Here is a 15,257-nt window from a genome sequence, read left to right as displayed (position 1 = left end):
TACGCCTGAGCCGCGCCGCGCCTGGACCCTGCCGGTCTGCGCGAGCCCGCGGGCGTGAGATCGTTCGCCCGTGAGCAGACGATGACGGTGCGACACGCCCTCGCGCGCGGCTACTGGCGGATGAGCCGGTGGACGCTCGCCGGCGAGCGCGTCCCGAGCGACGGGGCGGGGTTGCTCGTCGGCGCGCCGCACACGTCGAACTGGGACTTCGTCCTGATGCTCGCCATCGCCGGCGAGGCCGACCTGCGCATCAGGTGGCTGGGCAAGCACGGGCTCTTCCGAGGAGTCGCCGGGCCGATCATGCGAGCGCTCGGTGGAATCCCGGTGGACCGTGCCAACCCGGCGGGCCTCGTCGACGAGCTGATCGCGCGGATCCAGGGCGGCGACCGGTTCTACCTCGTCGTGACGCCCGAGGGCACGCGCAACGGTGACGGCTGGAAGTCGGGCTTCTACCGGATCGCCCGCGCCACGGGTCTGCCCGTCACGCTCGGCTACGTCGACCGCACGACCATGACCACCGGCCTCGGCCCGACGCTCGAGCTGACCGGCGACATCCCGGCGGACATGGACGTCGTCCGCGCGTTCTACGCCGACAAGTCGGGCTTCGTGCCTGCGCGCCGCACGGAGCCGCGCCTGCGGGAAGAGCTGTAGCGAGCGGGCCAGCCTCGGGCGGCGCGCTGCGAGCTCTCGCCCGGCCGAGGGGCGGCTGTCGGAGGGCTTCGCTACCGTCGAAGCATGACCACCACCGACGATTTCGACTGGTCGCTGAACGAGGTCCCGACGGCTCGCGCCGCCGTACGCAGCCAGCTGGAGTACTCCTGGTTCGGCTGCGCGGCCGGCTGACCACCGTCACGCAGGACGAGTTCACGTGGGAGCCCGTACCCGGTGCGCTGTCCGTCCGACGGCGTGCGGAGTCCACCGCGGCCCGCATGTTCGGGGTCGGCGAGTGGGTGGTGGAGTGGCCCGCGGGGCGCGACGAGCCGGGTCCACGCACCGTCGCCTGGCTGGTCGCGCACCTGACCGAGGTGCTCACCGAGAGGTACGACTGGACGTTCGGCGAGCACCGGCTGCGACGGCCGGACCTCGGCTGACTCCGGGGAGGTCGGGACGGCGGTCGCGGCTCTGACGGCCGTGGCCGACGCGTGGCGGTCGGGCATCGCGGCGATGGCCGACGACGACATCTTCACGGTCGGGTTCAGCCAGGCCACGGAGATCGACGCGCAGGCACCCTTCGCGCAGCTCGTCCTGCACGTCAACCGCGAGCGATCCACCACGGCTCGGAGATCTTCACGCTCACCGACCTGTACCGGGTGGGTCACCGTGGCTGAGAACCTGGTGGCCCGGGCCACCGTCCAGATCCAGGCGTCCGCCGCGGATGTCTGGTCCGTGCTCGTCGACCCGACGCAGCGGTGGATGGTCGGATCGACCGTGACCAGCACCTACGTCGTCGGCGACCCCATCACGTTCGACGGAGAGTGGGAGGGCAAGCCGTTCCAGGACCACGGCGAGATCGTCGAGGTCGATCCGCCACGGCTGCTGCGGTACACGCACTGGTCTCCGCTCTCCGGGCAGCCGGACGTGCCCGAGAACTACCACCACCTGACGTTCTCGCTGGCCGAGTCCGACGGCACCACGACCGTCGTCCTGGAGCAGGACGGGAACGGGTCGGCCGACGAGGTCGCGCATGCCGAGGGTCTCTGGCGGCAGGTCCTCGAGGCGCTCGCGGCCTCGGTCGCCCCAGATGCGTGACGCGTCGACCGGACGTAGCGTCGAGATGTTGCCAACCCGAGGGGAGTGATTCTGATGGGCATCGACGACAAGATCTCCAACGCTGCCGAGGAAGCCAAGGGGAAGGTCAAGGAGGGCGCCGGCAAGGCGACCGACGACCACCGCCTCGAGGCAGAGGGCAAGGCCGACCAGGCCAGTGCCGACCTCAAGCAGGCAGGCGAGAAGGTCAAGGACGCGTTCAAGTAACGGACCGTCCCCGAACTCTGGCCCCCGCTTCTCGATGACCGAGAGGTGGGGGCCTCGCTCTGTCCCCTCGAAACTCGCAACACTTCTTGCGCAATAAGTGTTGCGCAAGAGTTGTTGCGCGTTCTAGGGTGACGGCATGAGCGCGGACGACACCACCGGATCCCACCCCTTCGCGGGTGCGGAGCGGACCAGCGACCCGGACCGAATCCGCGCGCTCGCCCACCCGCTGCGGCTGACGCTGCTCGACTACCTCGACGACGTCGGGGAGGCCACCGCCACGCAGTGCGCCCAGCACACGGGCGAGACCGTCGCCAACTGCTCGTTCCACCTACGGGTGCTCGCGCGCTACGGGTTCATCGAGCCGGCTGAGCGCCGCGGTCGCGAGCGGCCGTGGCGGCGTGCAGAGCGGCGCGAGATGTTCACGCCTGACGAGTCGGTCCCGGGCTCGGTCCACGCGATCGCCGAGCTCGCGGAGATCGCGGTCCGGCAGGAGGTCGACCGGTTCGTCCAGGCGCTGCGAACGCGCGCGGACCGTGCTGACGAGCTCGCAGGTCAGCGCGCCGCGCTCGCGATGAACCGGGAGTCGTTCTGGGCGACACCCGACGAGGCGGCAGAGCTCAACGACGCGGTCTCCGCCCTCATCGAACCGTTCCTGGCCCGATCGATCGACGCGTCGGCCCGTCCGGCCGGCGCCCGACTCATGCGCTGGCTCACCACCAGCCACCCCGATCCCGCGTTCTCTGAAACACCCGGTCCGGAGGCGTCCGACGCCCCCCAGCAGCAGGATCCGAACTCTTCCGAGGAGGCGTGACATGGTCGCGCTGACGTACGACGTGCGCACGGTGCGCATCCCGATCCCCCGACTCGCCCTCGGCGCCGGCCGAGACCGCCTGCGCCGGGTGCGCCCGCCCGCAGCGGACCGCCCCCACTGGGCCCGGACCGAACTCGTCGCCGCCGAGCGCCGCCGGGAGACTCATCGCGACGCGGCGTTCTCCACGCGCGCAGGCGCAGGATTCTGACCGCTTTCACCCGCGAGCGGGCCATCCGGCCCGACCTCGGCGCCGAACAACCAGCGACAGATCCCTTCGACGTCCGGTGCAACGGCTTCCCATGTCCCTCGTCCTGCTCGTGGCCGCGTCCGCTCCCTCGGCGGCGGACCGCGCGCCCGCCGCAGAGCGAGCGACCGCACGGTGGGGCACACTGGCCCGCGTGGAGCCAGCCTCGAGACCTCCCGGTCCCGCCGCTGACCCCGTCGCGCCCGGACGGGGTCCCGTCCCCCGGCTTCTCGAGGACCGTCCCGCGACCGCGGAAGCGCTGCTCGCTGCGGTCGCGGCCGGCGACGACACCGCGTTCGCGGCCCTCTACGACGCCCTCGGCCGCAGCGTCTTCGGCACCTGCCTGGGGGTCCTGCGCGACCCCGACCACGCCGCCGAGGTCGCCCAGGAGGTCTGGGTCGAGGTCTGGCGGCAGGCTCCGCGGTACGACGCCGGCCGCGGGTCGGCGCGCACCTGGGCGCTCACTCTCGCGCACCGTCGGGCCGTGGACCGCGTCCGCTCCGTCCAGTCGCAGCGCGACCGCGACCAGCGCGACCTCGACCTGAGCGCCGAGCGTCCGTTCGACGTGGTCGCCGACGAGGTCGAGTCCGCCCTCGAGCAGACCCGCGTCCGGGACTGCCTCGGCACGCTGACCTCCACCCAGCGCGAGGCCGTGGTGCTCGCCTACTACGGCAGCCGCACCTACCGTGAGGTGGCCGACGAGCTGTCCGCGCCCCTGCCCACCGTGAAGTCGCGGATCCGGGACGGGTTGCTCCGCCTGCGCGACTGCCTGGGGGTGAGCGCATGAACGAGTCCCGCCCTCAGGACGAGCGGGCCGCCGACGATGCCCGCTCGCTGCTCGGCGCCTACGCGCTGGACGCCGTCGACGCGGACGAGCGAGCCTCGGTCGAGGCACTCGTCGCGACCGACCCGGCCGCGGCTCGCGAGCTGGCGTCGCTGCTCGAGGTGGCGGCGACCCTCGGCGACGCCGTCGCTGCCGATCCGCCCGCGACCCTGCGTGCCTCGGTCCTCGCCCAGGTCGCCGGGACGGCGCAGGCCGGGCCGCTCGCCGGGCCCCGTCATGCGGTCGGCTCGCCGCCCGCTCGAGCCGCCGCCGCCTCGTCGGAACCCGGACCCGCGCAGGTCACCGACCTGTCCTCACGCCGACGTCCGAAGGCCCGGTGGCTCGCGATCGCGGCGGCCGTGGTGATCGGGGCGGCGATCCCGACGGCGCTCGCCGTCCAGCAGGCGCAGCGGGCGGACCACGCGGAGCAGCAGCAGCAGGCGCTCGCCGACCTGCTGACCGACCCGTCGGCGGTCGTCGTGCACGGGACGATGCCCGGCGGTGGCACGGCGACGGCGGTCATGACCGACTCGCAGGCCCTGATCAGCGCCTCGGACATGCCGGATCCCGGCGCGGGGCACGTCTACCAGCTGTGGGTGGTCAGCGGCGGCGCCGCGACGTCCGCCGGCATCCTGGCCGACAGCGGCGGCAGCGCCCGAGCCCTCACCGACGACTTCGCCTCGGGCGACTCCCTCGCGGTCACGGTCGAACCCACCGGCGGCTCGGCCCAACCGACGACGCCGCCGGTCCTGGTCATGTCCGCCACCTGACTCCGGCCCGGCACGACGAGATCGGCAGCTCGCCTCGACACCGGCGGTTCACGGTGCCGTTCTCGCGGGCGCTGCGGAGACCAGACAGGTGGGTCTTGCCCTGGCACGACGACACCCCCCGCGCCGTACCCAGCGCAGGGGGTGTCGTGCCCACCGGTCGTCAGGGGAGAGACCGGGAGTGCGGGGCGCTCACATCGTCGGCATGAGCACCGTGTCGATGAGGTACACGGTCGCATTGGCGGTGTGGACGCCGCCGCAGATGACCTTGGCGCCGTTCACGGTCATGGCGTCACCCGTGCCCTCGACGTCGACCGTGCCGCCCTCGACCGTGGTCTGGGTGCCGTCGACCTTGTCCGGCGAGAGCTGCCCGGGCACCACGTGGTAGGTCAGGATCTTCGTGAGCGTGGCGGAGTCGGTCTTGAGCGAGTCGATCGTCGCGGCGTCGATCTTGCCGAACGCGTCGTCGACCGGTGCGAAGACGGTGAACTCGCTCCCGTCCAGCGTGTCGACCAGGTTGACGTCCGGGTTGAGCTTGCCGGACACCGCCGCGGTGAGCGTGGTCAGCAGCGGGTTGTTCGACGCAGCCACGGCGACCGGGTCGGTCGACATGCCGGTGACGGACCCCGGCCCGGTCGGAACCTGCGCGGCGTAGCCGGCACAGCCGGGGCCGACGAGGTCGGCGGCGGGGTCGGCCGTCATCGCGTCGCCGGCCATGGCGGAGGGTGTGTCGGACGGCATCGCCATCGCGGAGTCGTTCGACGAGGACCCCGCCGTGTCGTTGTTCGACGAGCAGGCCGTGAGCGCGAGGCCTGTGACGCCGGCGAGAAGGACGGCGGCGATGCGTGTGCGGTTCGAGGTGCGCATGGTGACTCTCCCTGATGGTCGTGGGCCGGGCGGTGGCCCGGTCGTCCCCTTGTCGCTCGGGGGTTCGGCGCGGTCGGGCAGCCGGATGGGTCCGGATCGTCGGCAGTTTTCCGACGACGCGAGCGGCCCTGTCTGCCGCCACCCATCCACGGGGGTCGCCGTGGCGAACCCAGGCCATGGACCTGCTCACGCTCGCGCTCATCGGCCTCGTCGGTGGCCTCATCACCGGCATCTCGCCCTGCATCCTGCCCGTGCTCCCGGTGGTGTTCTTCGCCGGGGGCGTCGAGGCGGCCCGGGACCGCCCCGCCGTCGCGAACCGCGCAGCGCCGCGCGGCATGGTCGTGGGTGCGATGCCACAGCCCTCGTTCCTCACGCGCACGTCGCCGGCGTCAGCGACGAGCGCCGGCGCCGCGCCGGAGAGCCCGGTCGCCGTGCTGGACCGGTCCGAGGCCGGCGCCCAGGCCGACCGCGCGGCCGCGCGTCGGCCGTACCTGGTGATCGCCGGGCTGGTCACCAGCTTCACGCTGGTGACCCTCGTCGGGACGGTCGTGCTCAACCTGCTCGGGCTTCCGCAGGACCTGCTGCGGTGGGCGGGCATCGTCGTGCTCGGCCTGCTGGGTCTCGGCCTGCTGGTCCCGCGGTTCGAGGAGCTGCTCGAGCGGCCGTTCGCCCGGCTCACCCCGAACCGGGTGCCGGGCAAGGGGCGCGGCGGGTTCGTTCTCGGTCTCGGCCTCGGCGCGGTCTACGTCCCGTGCGCGGGCCCGGTGCTGGCGGCGATCACCGTGGCGGGCGCGACCGGGACGGTCGGCGTGGGCACGATCGTCCTGACGGTGACCTTCGCGCTCGGAGCGGCGATCCCGCTGCTGGTCCTGGCGCTGGCTGGTCGTCGGGTGGCCGAACGGATCGCGGCGTTCCGTACCCACCAGAGGGCGATCCGTGCGGCGGGGGGTGCGCTGATGATCGCTCTCGCACTCGCGCTCGCCTTCAACGTGACGGACGCGATCCAGCGGGCGCTGCCCGGGTACACCGACGCGCTGCAGTCGAAGGTCGCCTCGAACGAGACGGTCCAGCGACAGCTCGACCTGGGGGGACTGGTGACGGCCGAGAACGCGAAGATCGCCGACTGCACCAACGACTCGACGGCGCTCGAGGACTGCGGCACGGCCCCGGCGATCCGCGGCATCGACACGTGGCTGAACACACCCGACGGCGCGCCGATCGATCTCGCGAGCCTGAAGGGGAAGGTCGTGCTGGTCGACTTCTGGGCGTACTCGTGCATCAACTGTCAGCGCTCGATCCCGCACGTGACCGCGTGGGACAAGGCGTACCGCGACGCGGGTCTGGTGGTCATCGGGGTGCACACGCCCGAGTACGCGTTCGAGCACGAGACCCGCAACGTCGTCGACGGGGCCAAGAGGCTGGGCATCACCTACCCGGTCGCCCAGGACAACTCCTACGCCACGTGGACCGCCTATCGGAACCGCTTCTGGCCGGCGCACTACCTGATCGACGCGTCCGGCACGATCCGTCAGGTGTCGCAGGGCGAGGGCGGCTACGCGGCGACCGAGACGCTGATCCGCACCCTGCTCACCCGGGCGAACCCGGATGTCCGGCTGCCGGCCTCTACCCAGGTCCAGGACACGACGCCGACCGGCAGCCTGACGCCCGAGACGTTCCTGTCGATCGGCAAGCACAGCAACGTGGCGGGCGACTACCGGGAAGGCACGGCGACCTACACGCTTCCCGCGAACCAGGAAACAAACACAATTGCACTCGGCGGCACATGGACAACCGACTATCAAGGCGCGACGGCCGGGCCCGACGCAGTGGTCCGGCTGAAGTACCACGCGTCCGTGGTGCAGGCGGTCATCGGTGGAGTTGGCGCCGTAAAGGTACGGATTCCGCACACAAATGGAGCGGCTACCGCCGATCTCGTCGTCAATGTCACCGGGACGCCACGGGCATATCCGCTGGTCAGCGGCACGAATGCGGTGGACGGCACGCTCGAGCTGCATGTGCCGGAAGGTGTGCAGCTGTACTCGCTCACCTTCGGCTGAGGTGCTCTCTGACCGAGTTGACCGCCGGGATTGCACCGGGTGAACGCATAACGAGGTCTCAGCAACCGCTCAGATACCGCCAACCGGGTGAAATGGACGGTCGTCCGGAGTTGAGCGGGACCGATCACTTCCGTCACAGACACCTGTCGTCTAATGTCGCACTTGTCAGCGAAACGGCAAACCCTCCGCAAGGAGGGGACGCAAAGCCACGGGACCTACACGGTCAGCCGGGCTACCGAACAGACAGGACAGCCACATGGACCAGCGTGGGTACTCAGTCGACCCGTCCGAGGCACCGATCCCGGTCACGGGTGCGTTTCCCGTCACACGTCTCCAGGCGTGGGCCGGTCTCGCCGCTCGCGGCAAGGCGATCGAGCTGATCCCGGCGCAGCGCGAGCACGCCGCCGCCTGAGCCCTTCCCGGCTCGGCAACAGCCAAGACCTCCGGTCATCGACCGGGGGTCTTGTCGTGTCTGCCCATGTCTCATGCGCCCGTTTGGGGCACCTCGTGCAGATTCTGTGCATTGTCGGTTAGCCTCAGCGCAGCGGGCCGGTCACTCGGGGCGGGCCCAGGTGGAGAGAGGGTCGCATGAACAGCTTTTCGCAGTGGTTCTGGCTGCTGATCTGGTGGTTCCTGTTCGTCGTCTACCTGATGATCCTTTTCCAGATCATCGGAGACCTGTTCCGCGACCACAAGCTCAGCGGCTGGTGGAAGGCGGTCTGGATCATCTTCCTGATCGTGGCTCCGTTCCTCACCGCGCTGATCTACCTGATCGCACGTGGCACCGGCATGGCCGAGCGCCAGGGCAGGGCGGTCCAGGCGGCGCAGGCCAACACGGACTCCTACATCCGCGAGGTCGCCGGCTCGGGCAAGTCGCCCGCCGACCACATCGCCGACGCCAAGGCGCTGCTGGACTCGGGCACGATCTCGCAGGCCGAGTTCGACACGCTGAAGGCCAAGGCGCTCGCCTGACCCGCAGCTGAACGAGACTCCGGGCCGGTACCCCACGTGGGTGCCGGCCCGGAGGTCTGTCCGGGCTCACGAGCGACGGCTCAGAGCTCGCCCTTCTTCTGCAGGTACTGCATGGCCACCCAGCCGATGGGGATGCGCAGCCAGTACGTCACCACGCGGAAGACCACCGCGATCGACGTGGCGACACCGGCGTTGATGCCGGTCACGCTGGCGAGCGTGCCGGCGAGCGCCAGCTCGATGGTGCCCATGCCGCCGGGCGTCGGGATCAGCGCGCCGGCCGTGTTGCCGGCCAGGTAGACCAGCGCGACCTGGATGAGCGACGCGTGCTGCCCGAAGGCCTGCATCGAGGCGTAGAACGCGAAGATGAAGCCGAGCGTCATGAGCAGGTTGCCGGCGAGCGCCAGGACCAGGCGCCAGGGCTGGCCGACGACCTCGATGAGCCGGGGCCACGTCTGGCGCAGCGTGGGCAGCGTCTTGGCCAGCACCCATTGCCGGACACGTGGGATCAGCAGCGAGGCCGCCACGAGGGCCGCGATGATGCCGATGACGATGAGCACCGCCGGCGAGATCGGGAGTGCGGACTCCTTGTTGCCGGACGCGAGCGTGAGCACGATCAGCAGCCCGAGGGTCACGATCAGCTGACTGACCTGCACGAGCGCGACCGTCGCAGCGGACAGGGTGGCCGTGACGCCGCGCTTGGTCAGCATCCGCAGGTTCAGGGCCGCGGGCCCCAGGCCGGCGGGTGCCGCCAGCGCGACGAATGCGGCGGCGGTCTGCACGAGGATCGTCGTCCAGAGCCGGAGCTTGACGGGTGAGAACGCGACGAACGCCAGTGCGGCGCCGACGAGCGTGAGCAGTCCGAGGGCGAACGCCAGCGCGGTCCAGCGCCAGTCGCTCTGACCGAGGGCCGACGAGATCTCGTGGATGTTGATCGACGTGACGACGAACAAGATGGCGACGATCGGCACGACGACGGTCAGCACCGTCCGCGCGCCGAACCGGACCAGCTGCTGCGGCGCGACGTCGGCCTCGGGCAGCCGCGCGACGAGGGCCGACCGCAGCTCGGTGAGCACCTGCTTGTGCGCACGCATCTCGTCACGGGTGAGCCGCGGCAGCGAGATCGTCTGCAGCAACGGCCCGATGGCGCCGATGTCGTGGTCGGGCAGCACGTCGACGGCCGAGCCCACGGCGCGCGCTGCACCGACGCGCAGGGCGAGGAGGGCGACGAGCTGGGTGACGTCCATGCGGCGGGCCAGCTCGGAGGACGCCACGTCGCCCAGCCCCAGGACGTGATCCACACGACGGGTCTGCCGACCACGTCCTCGACAAGGATGACGTCGCTGGTCAGCGCGCGGTGCGCGATCCCCGCCTCGTGCGCGAGGCGCAGCTGCGCCCAGATCTCCGCGAGCAGGTCGTCGGTGAACTGGTCGGCCTCCAACGACGCCAGCGGGACGGCGTGCCCAGGTCGTTCCTGCACCAGCAGCATCGAGTCCTCGGCCTCGGCGAGGCTCAGCAGCTTCGGGGTGCGGACGCCGGCGGCTCGTGCCGCGTAGGCCAGGAGCGCCGCTCGTTCGGCCGCCTGCCTCAGCGAGACCACCGAACGTCCCTCGATGCCGCGCATCCGCAGGGTCCGCCACAGCCGCGTGAGCATGCCGACCACCTGGCGGTCCCCGTCGATGACGACGAGGTCGAGGTCGTCGCCGGCTTCCGTCGTGAGGGCGTAGACCCGGTCGCGCGTCGACCGGGTGAGGGCCTGCGCGGCGGGGTCGGTGCCCAGGGCCGGTACGGGCACCTTGGAGTCGGCAGCCTCGGCGTCGGTGGTCGGGTCGGCGACGCGCACGATGCGCACGGGCTCGAACCCCGCGCGGCGGACGCCCCCGACCAGGCTCTCGGCGTAGGCGCGTTCCGACCGGACCCCGGAGAGGTACCGCACGCCCAGCCCGGCGACGCGGCCGATGAGGAACGAGACCATCAGGCCCGGCAGCGAGACCCCGGCCGTGATGAGCAGGACGCCTGCCGCGACCCAGAGCAGGTTCCACGACCACTTCACGGTCCGGCGACGAGAGCGAGGTCCGACGACGGTCAGCAGACCGACGAGCAGGGCGACGTAGCCGGGGAGCGTGACGACCCACTCGCCCTCGGTCCGGATGGACAGCCCGACCGAGAACTCGGTGGACGCGAAGTTCTCGATGACGTACCGGACGACCTCGTTGAGCAGCACCGCGGCCAGCGCCGCGAGCAGCCCCTCGAGCAGCTGGCGCCCCAGCCGCCGGATGGCCAGCTCCGTGATGACCGCCAACGGGACGACGAGGGTGACGAAGCCCTCGAGCACCTGCACGGGGACGAACAGGATCTCGGACAGCAGCGAGGCGAAGCCCTGGACGTCCTCGGCCACGCCGGTCGTCGTGTTGTGGGCGTACGTCGCCAGCGCCAGGACCAGCACCACCCCGAGCAACGACAGGATCATGCTGAGCAGGTCGCTCGGGTGGTGCACGCGCGCGCTCGGGATGTCGACGATCTCGATCGGCGCCCGGACGTCGTCGGCAGGAGCGGCAGCCGGCGGTGCGACGACGGCTGCCGCAGCGGCGACGTCGTCGGCCGCCGCGCGACTGGCGGACGGCGTCGCGGGCATAGGGGCGAGTCTAGGAGCCCAGGCCGTCAACTCCCCGTTGTTGTGGCCTGCCTCGCGGGGTGGTCCTGCGCACACGCGCCGCCGCCGGCTGCCGGTGTTGTGGCGGTCTGTCCACTAGCGTGGCGCACGAACCGGCGCGCGTGCGCCGTCGCGCCGAATGGAGGCCACGATGACCGTCAGCTCCGCCGCTGAGATCCAGCGCGTGTGGTGGGTGCCCGTCCTGCGCGGGGTGTTCCTGTTGGTCATGGGTGGGTTCATGCTGGCCAACCCGTTGTGGTCCGTGACCGCGCTCGTCTGGATCTTCGGCATCTTCGCGATCATCGACGGCGTCGTCGCGCTCGCCGAGTGGTTCACGCAGCGCAAGGAGTCCGGCGCGGGATGGTGGCTGCTCTCCGGTCTGGTCAGTCTGGTGATCGGTCTGGTCGCGGTGATCTTCACCAACGGGACCGCCAAGTTCATCTTCTGGATGATCGCGATCTGGGTTCTGCTGGTCGGCATCCTGCAGATCATCGGGTCGATCGTCCGGTTCCGCGCCAAGGACGCCGCATGGATGTGGCTGCTCGCGTCGGGGCTGGTCTCGTTCCTGATCGGCCTGCTGCTGATCACGCACCCCCAGACGTCCGTCAAGGTCGTCGTCGTGGTCCTCGGCCTGTTCGCGTTCGTCGCGGGAGTCCTGCTCGTCGTCGGCGGCTTCGCGGCGAAAGGTCAGGCCAAGCAGAGCCAAGCAGGGCGCGTCTAGCTGAGGGTCTACGAGAAGTGCAGGGCCGTCAGCCAGGCGGCGGGGATCAGCGAGTAGCCGACGAACACGACCATGTCCATGATCGTGTGCGCGGCGACCAGCGGCATGACCCGGCGCCTGCGTGAGTAGTAGAAGGCGAACAGCACGCCCATGATCGCGTTGCCGACGAACCCGCCGAACCCCTGGTACAGGTGGTACGAGCCGCGCAGCAGGGCGCTCGCCGCGATGACCATGGGCACCTTCCAGCGGAAGCTCGCCCAGCCGCTCCATGAGGTAGCCGACGACGATCACCTCCTCCAGCAGCGCGTTCTGGATCGCCGCGAAGAGGAGCACCGGGATGGTCCACCAGTTGGAGCTCAGGCCGGACGCCTGCACGTCGACGGCGAGCCCGAGCGCCCGGGCGCCCGCGTAGAGCGCCAGGCCGGGGATGCCGATGCAGGCGGCCAGCGCCACGCCGACGCCCAGGTCCCGCCACGGTCGCGTGAACGTCAGGCCGATCCGGCGGACCGCCGAGCGTCCGTTGGCGGAGAGCAGGTACAGGGCGAGCGCAACCGGGATCAGCGCGAAGCCGATCTGCAGCAGCTGGTACGTCAGGTCCAGCCACGGACGCGGGGACTGGCTGGGGTTCAGCGTCGTCGTCTGGTCCCCGAGCGGTGGGCCCGCGGTGAGACGGTCGATGATGTTGACCACCGCGTAGATCCCCGAGCGGCCGAGCGAGAGCCCGAGGACGATCCAGATCTCCGTGGTGATGCGCCGGCGGTAGGCCTTCATGCTGATCGGCGGCGTCGTGACGAGGGCCGTGCCGAGGGCGTCAGCATCCTCGGCACGGTCCACCTCGCGGGGGACAGGAGGCGGCCCCGCGGGAGGCGTCAACGGCGCTGTCATGGTGCGAGCGTAGGGGCGCCCGCTGAGGGTTGGCTGGACGCCCGCTGAACGGCGGTTGTTACGCGAACGTGCGCAGCCGCAGAGAGTTGCCGACGACGAGCACGGACGAGAACGCCATCGCCGCGCCGGCGATCATCGGGTTCAGCAACCCGAACGCCGCCAGCGGGATCGCCGCGACGTTGTACGCGAAGGCCCAGAACAGGTTCTGCCTGATCACCCGCAGGGTCCGGCGCGACAGCCGGATCGCGTCGCCCGCCGCGCGCAGGTCACCGCGCACGAGGGTGACGTCCGCGGCCTCGATCGCCACGTCGGTACCCGTACCCATGGCCAGGCCGAGGTCCGCGGTGGCCAGGGCGGCGGCGTCGTTGACCCCGTCGCCGACCATCGCGACGCGGGCGCCCTGCGCCTGCAGCGTGGCCACCACGGAGACCTTGTCGGCCGGGAGCACCTGCGCGTGGACGTCGGCCTCGGCGATGCCGACGGCCCGGGCAGCCGCGAGCGCCGCGCCGCGGCCGTCACCCGTGAGCAGGACGGGTCGCAGGCCCAGCGCCCGGAGCTCGGCGACGGCCTGCGCGGACGTCGGCTTCACCGGGTCCCGGAGCACCAGCACGCCTCGCGCGCTGCCGTCCCAGGCGACCATCACCGCGGTGGCGCCGTCCGCCTCCGCGGCCTCGAACTCCGGCAGCCAGTCCGTCGTCGGAACACCCTGCTGGGACAGCCACGCCGGCTTCCCGACGAGGACGCGCCGACCCAGCCCGACACCCGCGTGCGCGGTCCGGACCACGCCGGCGACGCCGAGACCGGCATCCGCGCGGAAGTCGTGCACCTGGTCGGCGCCGATGACGACGCCGTCGGCGCCGGTGTCGCCGGTCCGCCTCTCCACGGCGCTTGCGATCGCACGGCCGATCGGGTGCTCGGCCAGCTGTTCGACCGCGGCCGCGAGGCGGAGCACGTCGTCGCCGCCGAGGACCTCGACGAGCGCCATGCTGCCCTGGGTGACGGTGCCGGTCTTGTCGAGGACGACGGTGTCGACGGCGCGCGTCTGCTCGAGCACTTCCGGACCCTTGATGAGGATCCCGAGCTGGGCGCCGCGCCCGGTGCCGACCAGCAGCGCGGTCGGCGTCGCGAGACCGAGGGCGCACGGGCACGCGATGATCAGGACGGCGACCGCCGCCGTGAAGGCGGCCTGCGTCGAGGACCCGCTGAGCAGCCAGACGGCCAGCGTCGCCGCCGACAGCACCAGGACTACGGGGACGAACACGGCGGAGATGCGGTCGGCCAGCCGCTGCACGGGTGCCTTGCCGGTCTGCGCGGCGGCGACCAGGCGGCCGATCTGCGCGAGCCGGGTCTCCTCGCCCACGCGCGTGGCCCGCACCACGAGCGCACCCGACGTGTTGATCGTCGCGCCGGTCACCTCGTCGCCGGGGCCGACGTCGACGGGGACGGGCTCGCCCGTGAGCAGGCTCGCGTCCAAGGCGGACGTGCCGCGGACCACGACGCCGTCGGTGGCGACCTTCTCGCCGGGGCGGACGACGAACTCGCTGCCCGCCACGAGCTGCGCGACGGGGACGCGCCGCTCGGTGCCGTTCTCGAGGAGGGCCACGTCCTTGGCGCCGAGGTCGAGCAGTGTGCGCAGGGCGTCGCCGGCGCGACGGCGCGAGCGGTGCTCGGCATAGCGACCGGCCAGCAGGAACGTGGTGACCACGGCCCCGACCTCGAAGTAGAGCTCGGTGGTGGTGTGGTCCGCGGCCGGCCACAGCGACGGCCTCATGGTCATGCCCAGCTCGCCGGCACCTCCGAACAGGAGCGCCCAGAGCGACCAGCCGGTCGCGGCGACGATGCCGATCGAGACGAGCGTGTCCATGGTGGACGCGCCGTGGCGTGCAGCCCGCGCGGCGGCCCGGTGGAACGGCCAGGCGGCCCAGGTGGCGACCGGCAGGGCGAGGGCCGCGACGACCCACTGCCAGCCGGTGAACTGCCACGCCGGGATCATCGACAGCAGGAGCACCGGGACGCTCAGGACGGCGGCCACGCGGAGCCGCCGCCGGAGGTCCGCGCCGCGCGCGTCGGTGGGTGCGGACGTGTCGTCGTCGGGGTCCATGTCGTGGCCGGGCGCCATCGAGTGACCCGAGAGGGCGTGCTCGAACGCGTCCATCTGGTGGCCGTGGCCCGACATGCCGTGCCCGGACATGCTGTGGTCCGCCAGGTCGTGGCCGGGCACCTCGGGACCGGCCGGAGCGGTTCGCGGGCCCGCCGGCGTCGAGGTACGGGTGACCGTCGCGTCGTAGCCCGCCGAGCGGACGGCCGCCACCAGCGCGTCGGTGTCGATCGTGCTTCCGGCCTCGTCGATGCGGACGTGTGCGGACTCCAGCGGCAGGTTCACCGTGGCCTCGACGCCCGACAGGCGGTTGAGCTTCTTCTCCACCCGCGCGACGCAGGACGCGCACGTCATCCCCTCGATCGCGAGGTCGACCGTCCTCTCGCTG

At 71.6% G+C, this 15,257-nt stretch carries 16 protein-coding genes, 1 pseudogene and 1 riboswitch; of the genes and pseudogenes, 12 read left to right on the top strand and 5 right to left on the bottom strand.

Translation table 11 applies throughout. The features are described from left to right. Nucleotides 1–81: 81 nt before the first annotated feature. From AC38ZX_RS20745 to AC38ZX_RS20710, 8 genes are all read left to right on the top strand, one after another. Nucleotides 82–651, top strand: coding sequence for a 1-acyl-sn-glycerol-3-phosphate acyltransferase (locus tag AC38ZX_RS20745; RefSeq protein ID WP_491295740.1), 570 nt, complete (start codon nucleotides 82–84; stop codon nucleotides 649–651). Nucleotides 652–929: 278 nt separating this feature from the next. Continuing rightward, entirely contained in the window at nucleotides 930–1,091 is a 162-nt protein-coding gene (locus AC38ZX_RS20740) for a hypothetical protein (protein WP_491295738.1), read from the top strand. A gap of 40 nt (nucleotides 1,092–1,131) precedes the next feature. Continuing rightward, a complete protein-coding gene (locus AC38ZX_RS20735) occupies nucleotides 1,132–1,749 on the top strand; it encodes an SRPBCC family protein (protein ID WP_491295737.1) in 618 nt (205 codons plus the stop codon). Between the two features lie 54 nt (nucleotides 1,750–1,803). Continuing rightward, the gene (locus AC38ZX_RS20730; protein WP_426593656.1) at nucleotides 1,804–1,974 is read left to right on the top strand and encodes a CsbD family protein; all 171 of its coding nucleotides are present in this window, start codon (nucleotides 1,804–1,806) and stop codon (nucleotides 1,972–1,974) included. 136 nt (nucleotides 1,975–2,110) lie between these two features. Beyond that, nucleotides 2,111–2,785 (top strand): ArsR/SmtB family transcription factor, encoded by a 675-nt coding sequence (locus AC38ZX_RS20725; protein ID WP_491295736.1) that lies wholly within the window; start codon nucleotides 2,111–2,113, stop codon nucleotides 2,783–2,785. 1 nt (nucleotide 2,786) lies between these two features. Beyond that, on the top strand, nucleotides 2,787–2,993 hold the full coding sequence (locus tag AC38ZX_RS20720; protein WP_426593654.1) for a hypothetical protein: 207 nt from the start codon (nucleotides 2,787–2,789) through the stop codon (nucleotides 2,991–2,993). 190 nt (nucleotides 2,994–3,183) lie between these two features. Continuing rightward, nucleotides 3,184–3,816, top strand: coding sequence for an ECF RNA polymerase sigma factor SigK (gene sigK / locus AC38ZX_RS20715; RefSeq protein ID WP_426593653.1), 633 nt, complete (start codon nucleotides 3,184–3,186; stop codon nucleotides 3,814–3,816). Beyond that, the gene (locus tag AC38ZX_RS20710; protein WP_491295734.1) at nucleotides 3,813–4,622 is read left to right on the top strand and encodes an anti-sigma factor; all 810 of its coding nucleotides are present in this window, start codon (nucleotides 3,813–3,815) and stop codon (nucleotides 4,620–4,622) included. Before sigK ends, AC38ZX_RS20710 begins: the two co-directional genes overlap by 4 nt. Before the next feature lie 189 nt (nucleotides 4,623–4,811). Here the strand turns inward: AC38ZX_RS20710 and AC38ZX_RS20705 are convergent, their stop codons facing one another. After that, nucleotides 4,812–5,486 carry a fasciclin domain-containing protein gene (locus AC38ZX_RS20705; protein ID WP_426593651.1) on the bottom strand — a complete coding sequence of 225 codons (675 nt, stop codon included), beginning with the start codon at nucleotides 5,484–5,486 and terminating at the stop codon, nucleotides 4,812–4,814. 176 nt (nucleotides 5,487–5,662) lie between these two features. On the opposite strand from AC38ZX_RS20705, the gene AC38ZX_RS20700 reads away from it, so the two are divergent. From AC38ZX_RS20700 to AC38ZX_RS20690, 3 genes are all read left to right on the top strand, one after another. Then, complete coding sequence (locus AC38ZX_RS20700; protein WP_491295733.1) at nucleotides 5,663–7,543, top strand: cytochrome c biogenesis protein DipZ; 1,881 nt, start codon at nucleotides 5,663–5,665, stop codon at nucleotides 7,541–7,543. Between the two features lie 165 nt (nucleotides 7,544–7,708). After that, nucleotides 7,709–7,783, top strand: a riboswitch (cyclic di-GMP riboswitch). Nucleotides 7,784–7,799: 16 nt separating this feature from the next. Beyond that, entirely contained in the window at nucleotides 7,800–7,955 is a 156-nt protein-coding gene (locus AC38ZX_RS20695; protein ID WP_426593649.1) for a hypothetical protein, read from the top strand. 176 nt (nucleotides 7,956–8,131) lie between these two features. Beyond that, a complete protein-coding gene (locus AC38ZX_RS20690) occupies nucleotides 8,132–8,515 on the top strand; it encodes an SHOCT domain-containing protein (RefSeq protein ID WP_426593648.1) in 384 nt (127 codons plus the stop codon). An 80-nt stretch (nucleotides 8,516–8,595) separates the two neighbouring features. Here AC38ZX_RS20690 and AC38ZX_RS20685 read toward each other — a convergent pair whose 3' ends face one another. Both AC38ZX_RS20685 and AC38ZX_RS20680 read right to left on the bottom strand, forming a co-directional pair. After that, nucleotides 8,596–9,606: a lysylphosphatidylglycerol synthase transmembrane domain-containing protein gene (locus tag AC38ZX_RS20685; protein ID WP_491295732.1), complete on the bottom strand. Its 1,011-nt coding sequence runs from the start codon at nucleotides 9,604–9,606 to the stop codon at nucleotides 8,596–8,598. Continuing rightward, the gene (locus tag AC38ZX_RS20680; RefSeq protein ID WP_491295731.1) at nucleotides 9,492–11,147 is read right to left on the bottom strand and encodes a BUD32 family EKC/KEOPS complex subunit; all 1,656 of its coding nucleotides are present in this window, start codon (nucleotides 11,145–11,147) and stop codon (nucleotides 9,492–9,494) included. The genes AC38ZX_RS20685 and AC38ZX_RS20680 overlap by 115 nt, the downstream gene beginning before the upstream one ends. Before the next feature lie 169 nt (nucleotides 11,148–11,316). Between AC38ZX_RS20680 and AC38ZX_RS20675 the strand changes: the two genes are divergently transcribed. Further along, nucleotides 11,317–11,886, top strand: coding sequence for an HdeD family acid-resistance protein (locus AC38ZX_RS20675; RefSeq protein ID WP_426593646.1), 570 nt, complete (start codon nucleotides 11,317–11,319; stop codon nucleotides 11,884–11,886). Between the two features lie 8 nt (nucleotides 11,887–11,894). Here AC38ZX_RS20675 and AC38ZX_RS20670 read toward each other — a convergent pair. Together AC38ZX_RS20670 and AC38ZX_RS20665 are read right to left on the bottom strand one after the other, a co-directional pair. Then, nucleotides 11,895–12,657, bottom strand: a pseudogene (locus AC38ZX_RS20670) (CPBP family intramembrane glutamic endopeptidase). 172 nt (nucleotides 12,658–12,829) lie between these two features. Next, on the bottom strand, nucleotides 12,830–15,223 hold the full coding sequence (locus AC38ZX_RS20665) for a heavy metal translocating P-type ATPase (protein WP_491297512.1): 2,394 nt from the start codon (nucleotides 15,221–15,223) through the stop codon (nucleotides 12,830–12,832). Nucleotides 15,224–15,257: the final 34 nt, after the last annotated feature.

Source organism: Cellulomonas sp. McL0606, from assembly GCF_058248365.1.
Note: the sequence above shows the minus strand (reverse complement) of the source record. Positions and strands in the feature narration are given on the sequence as shown.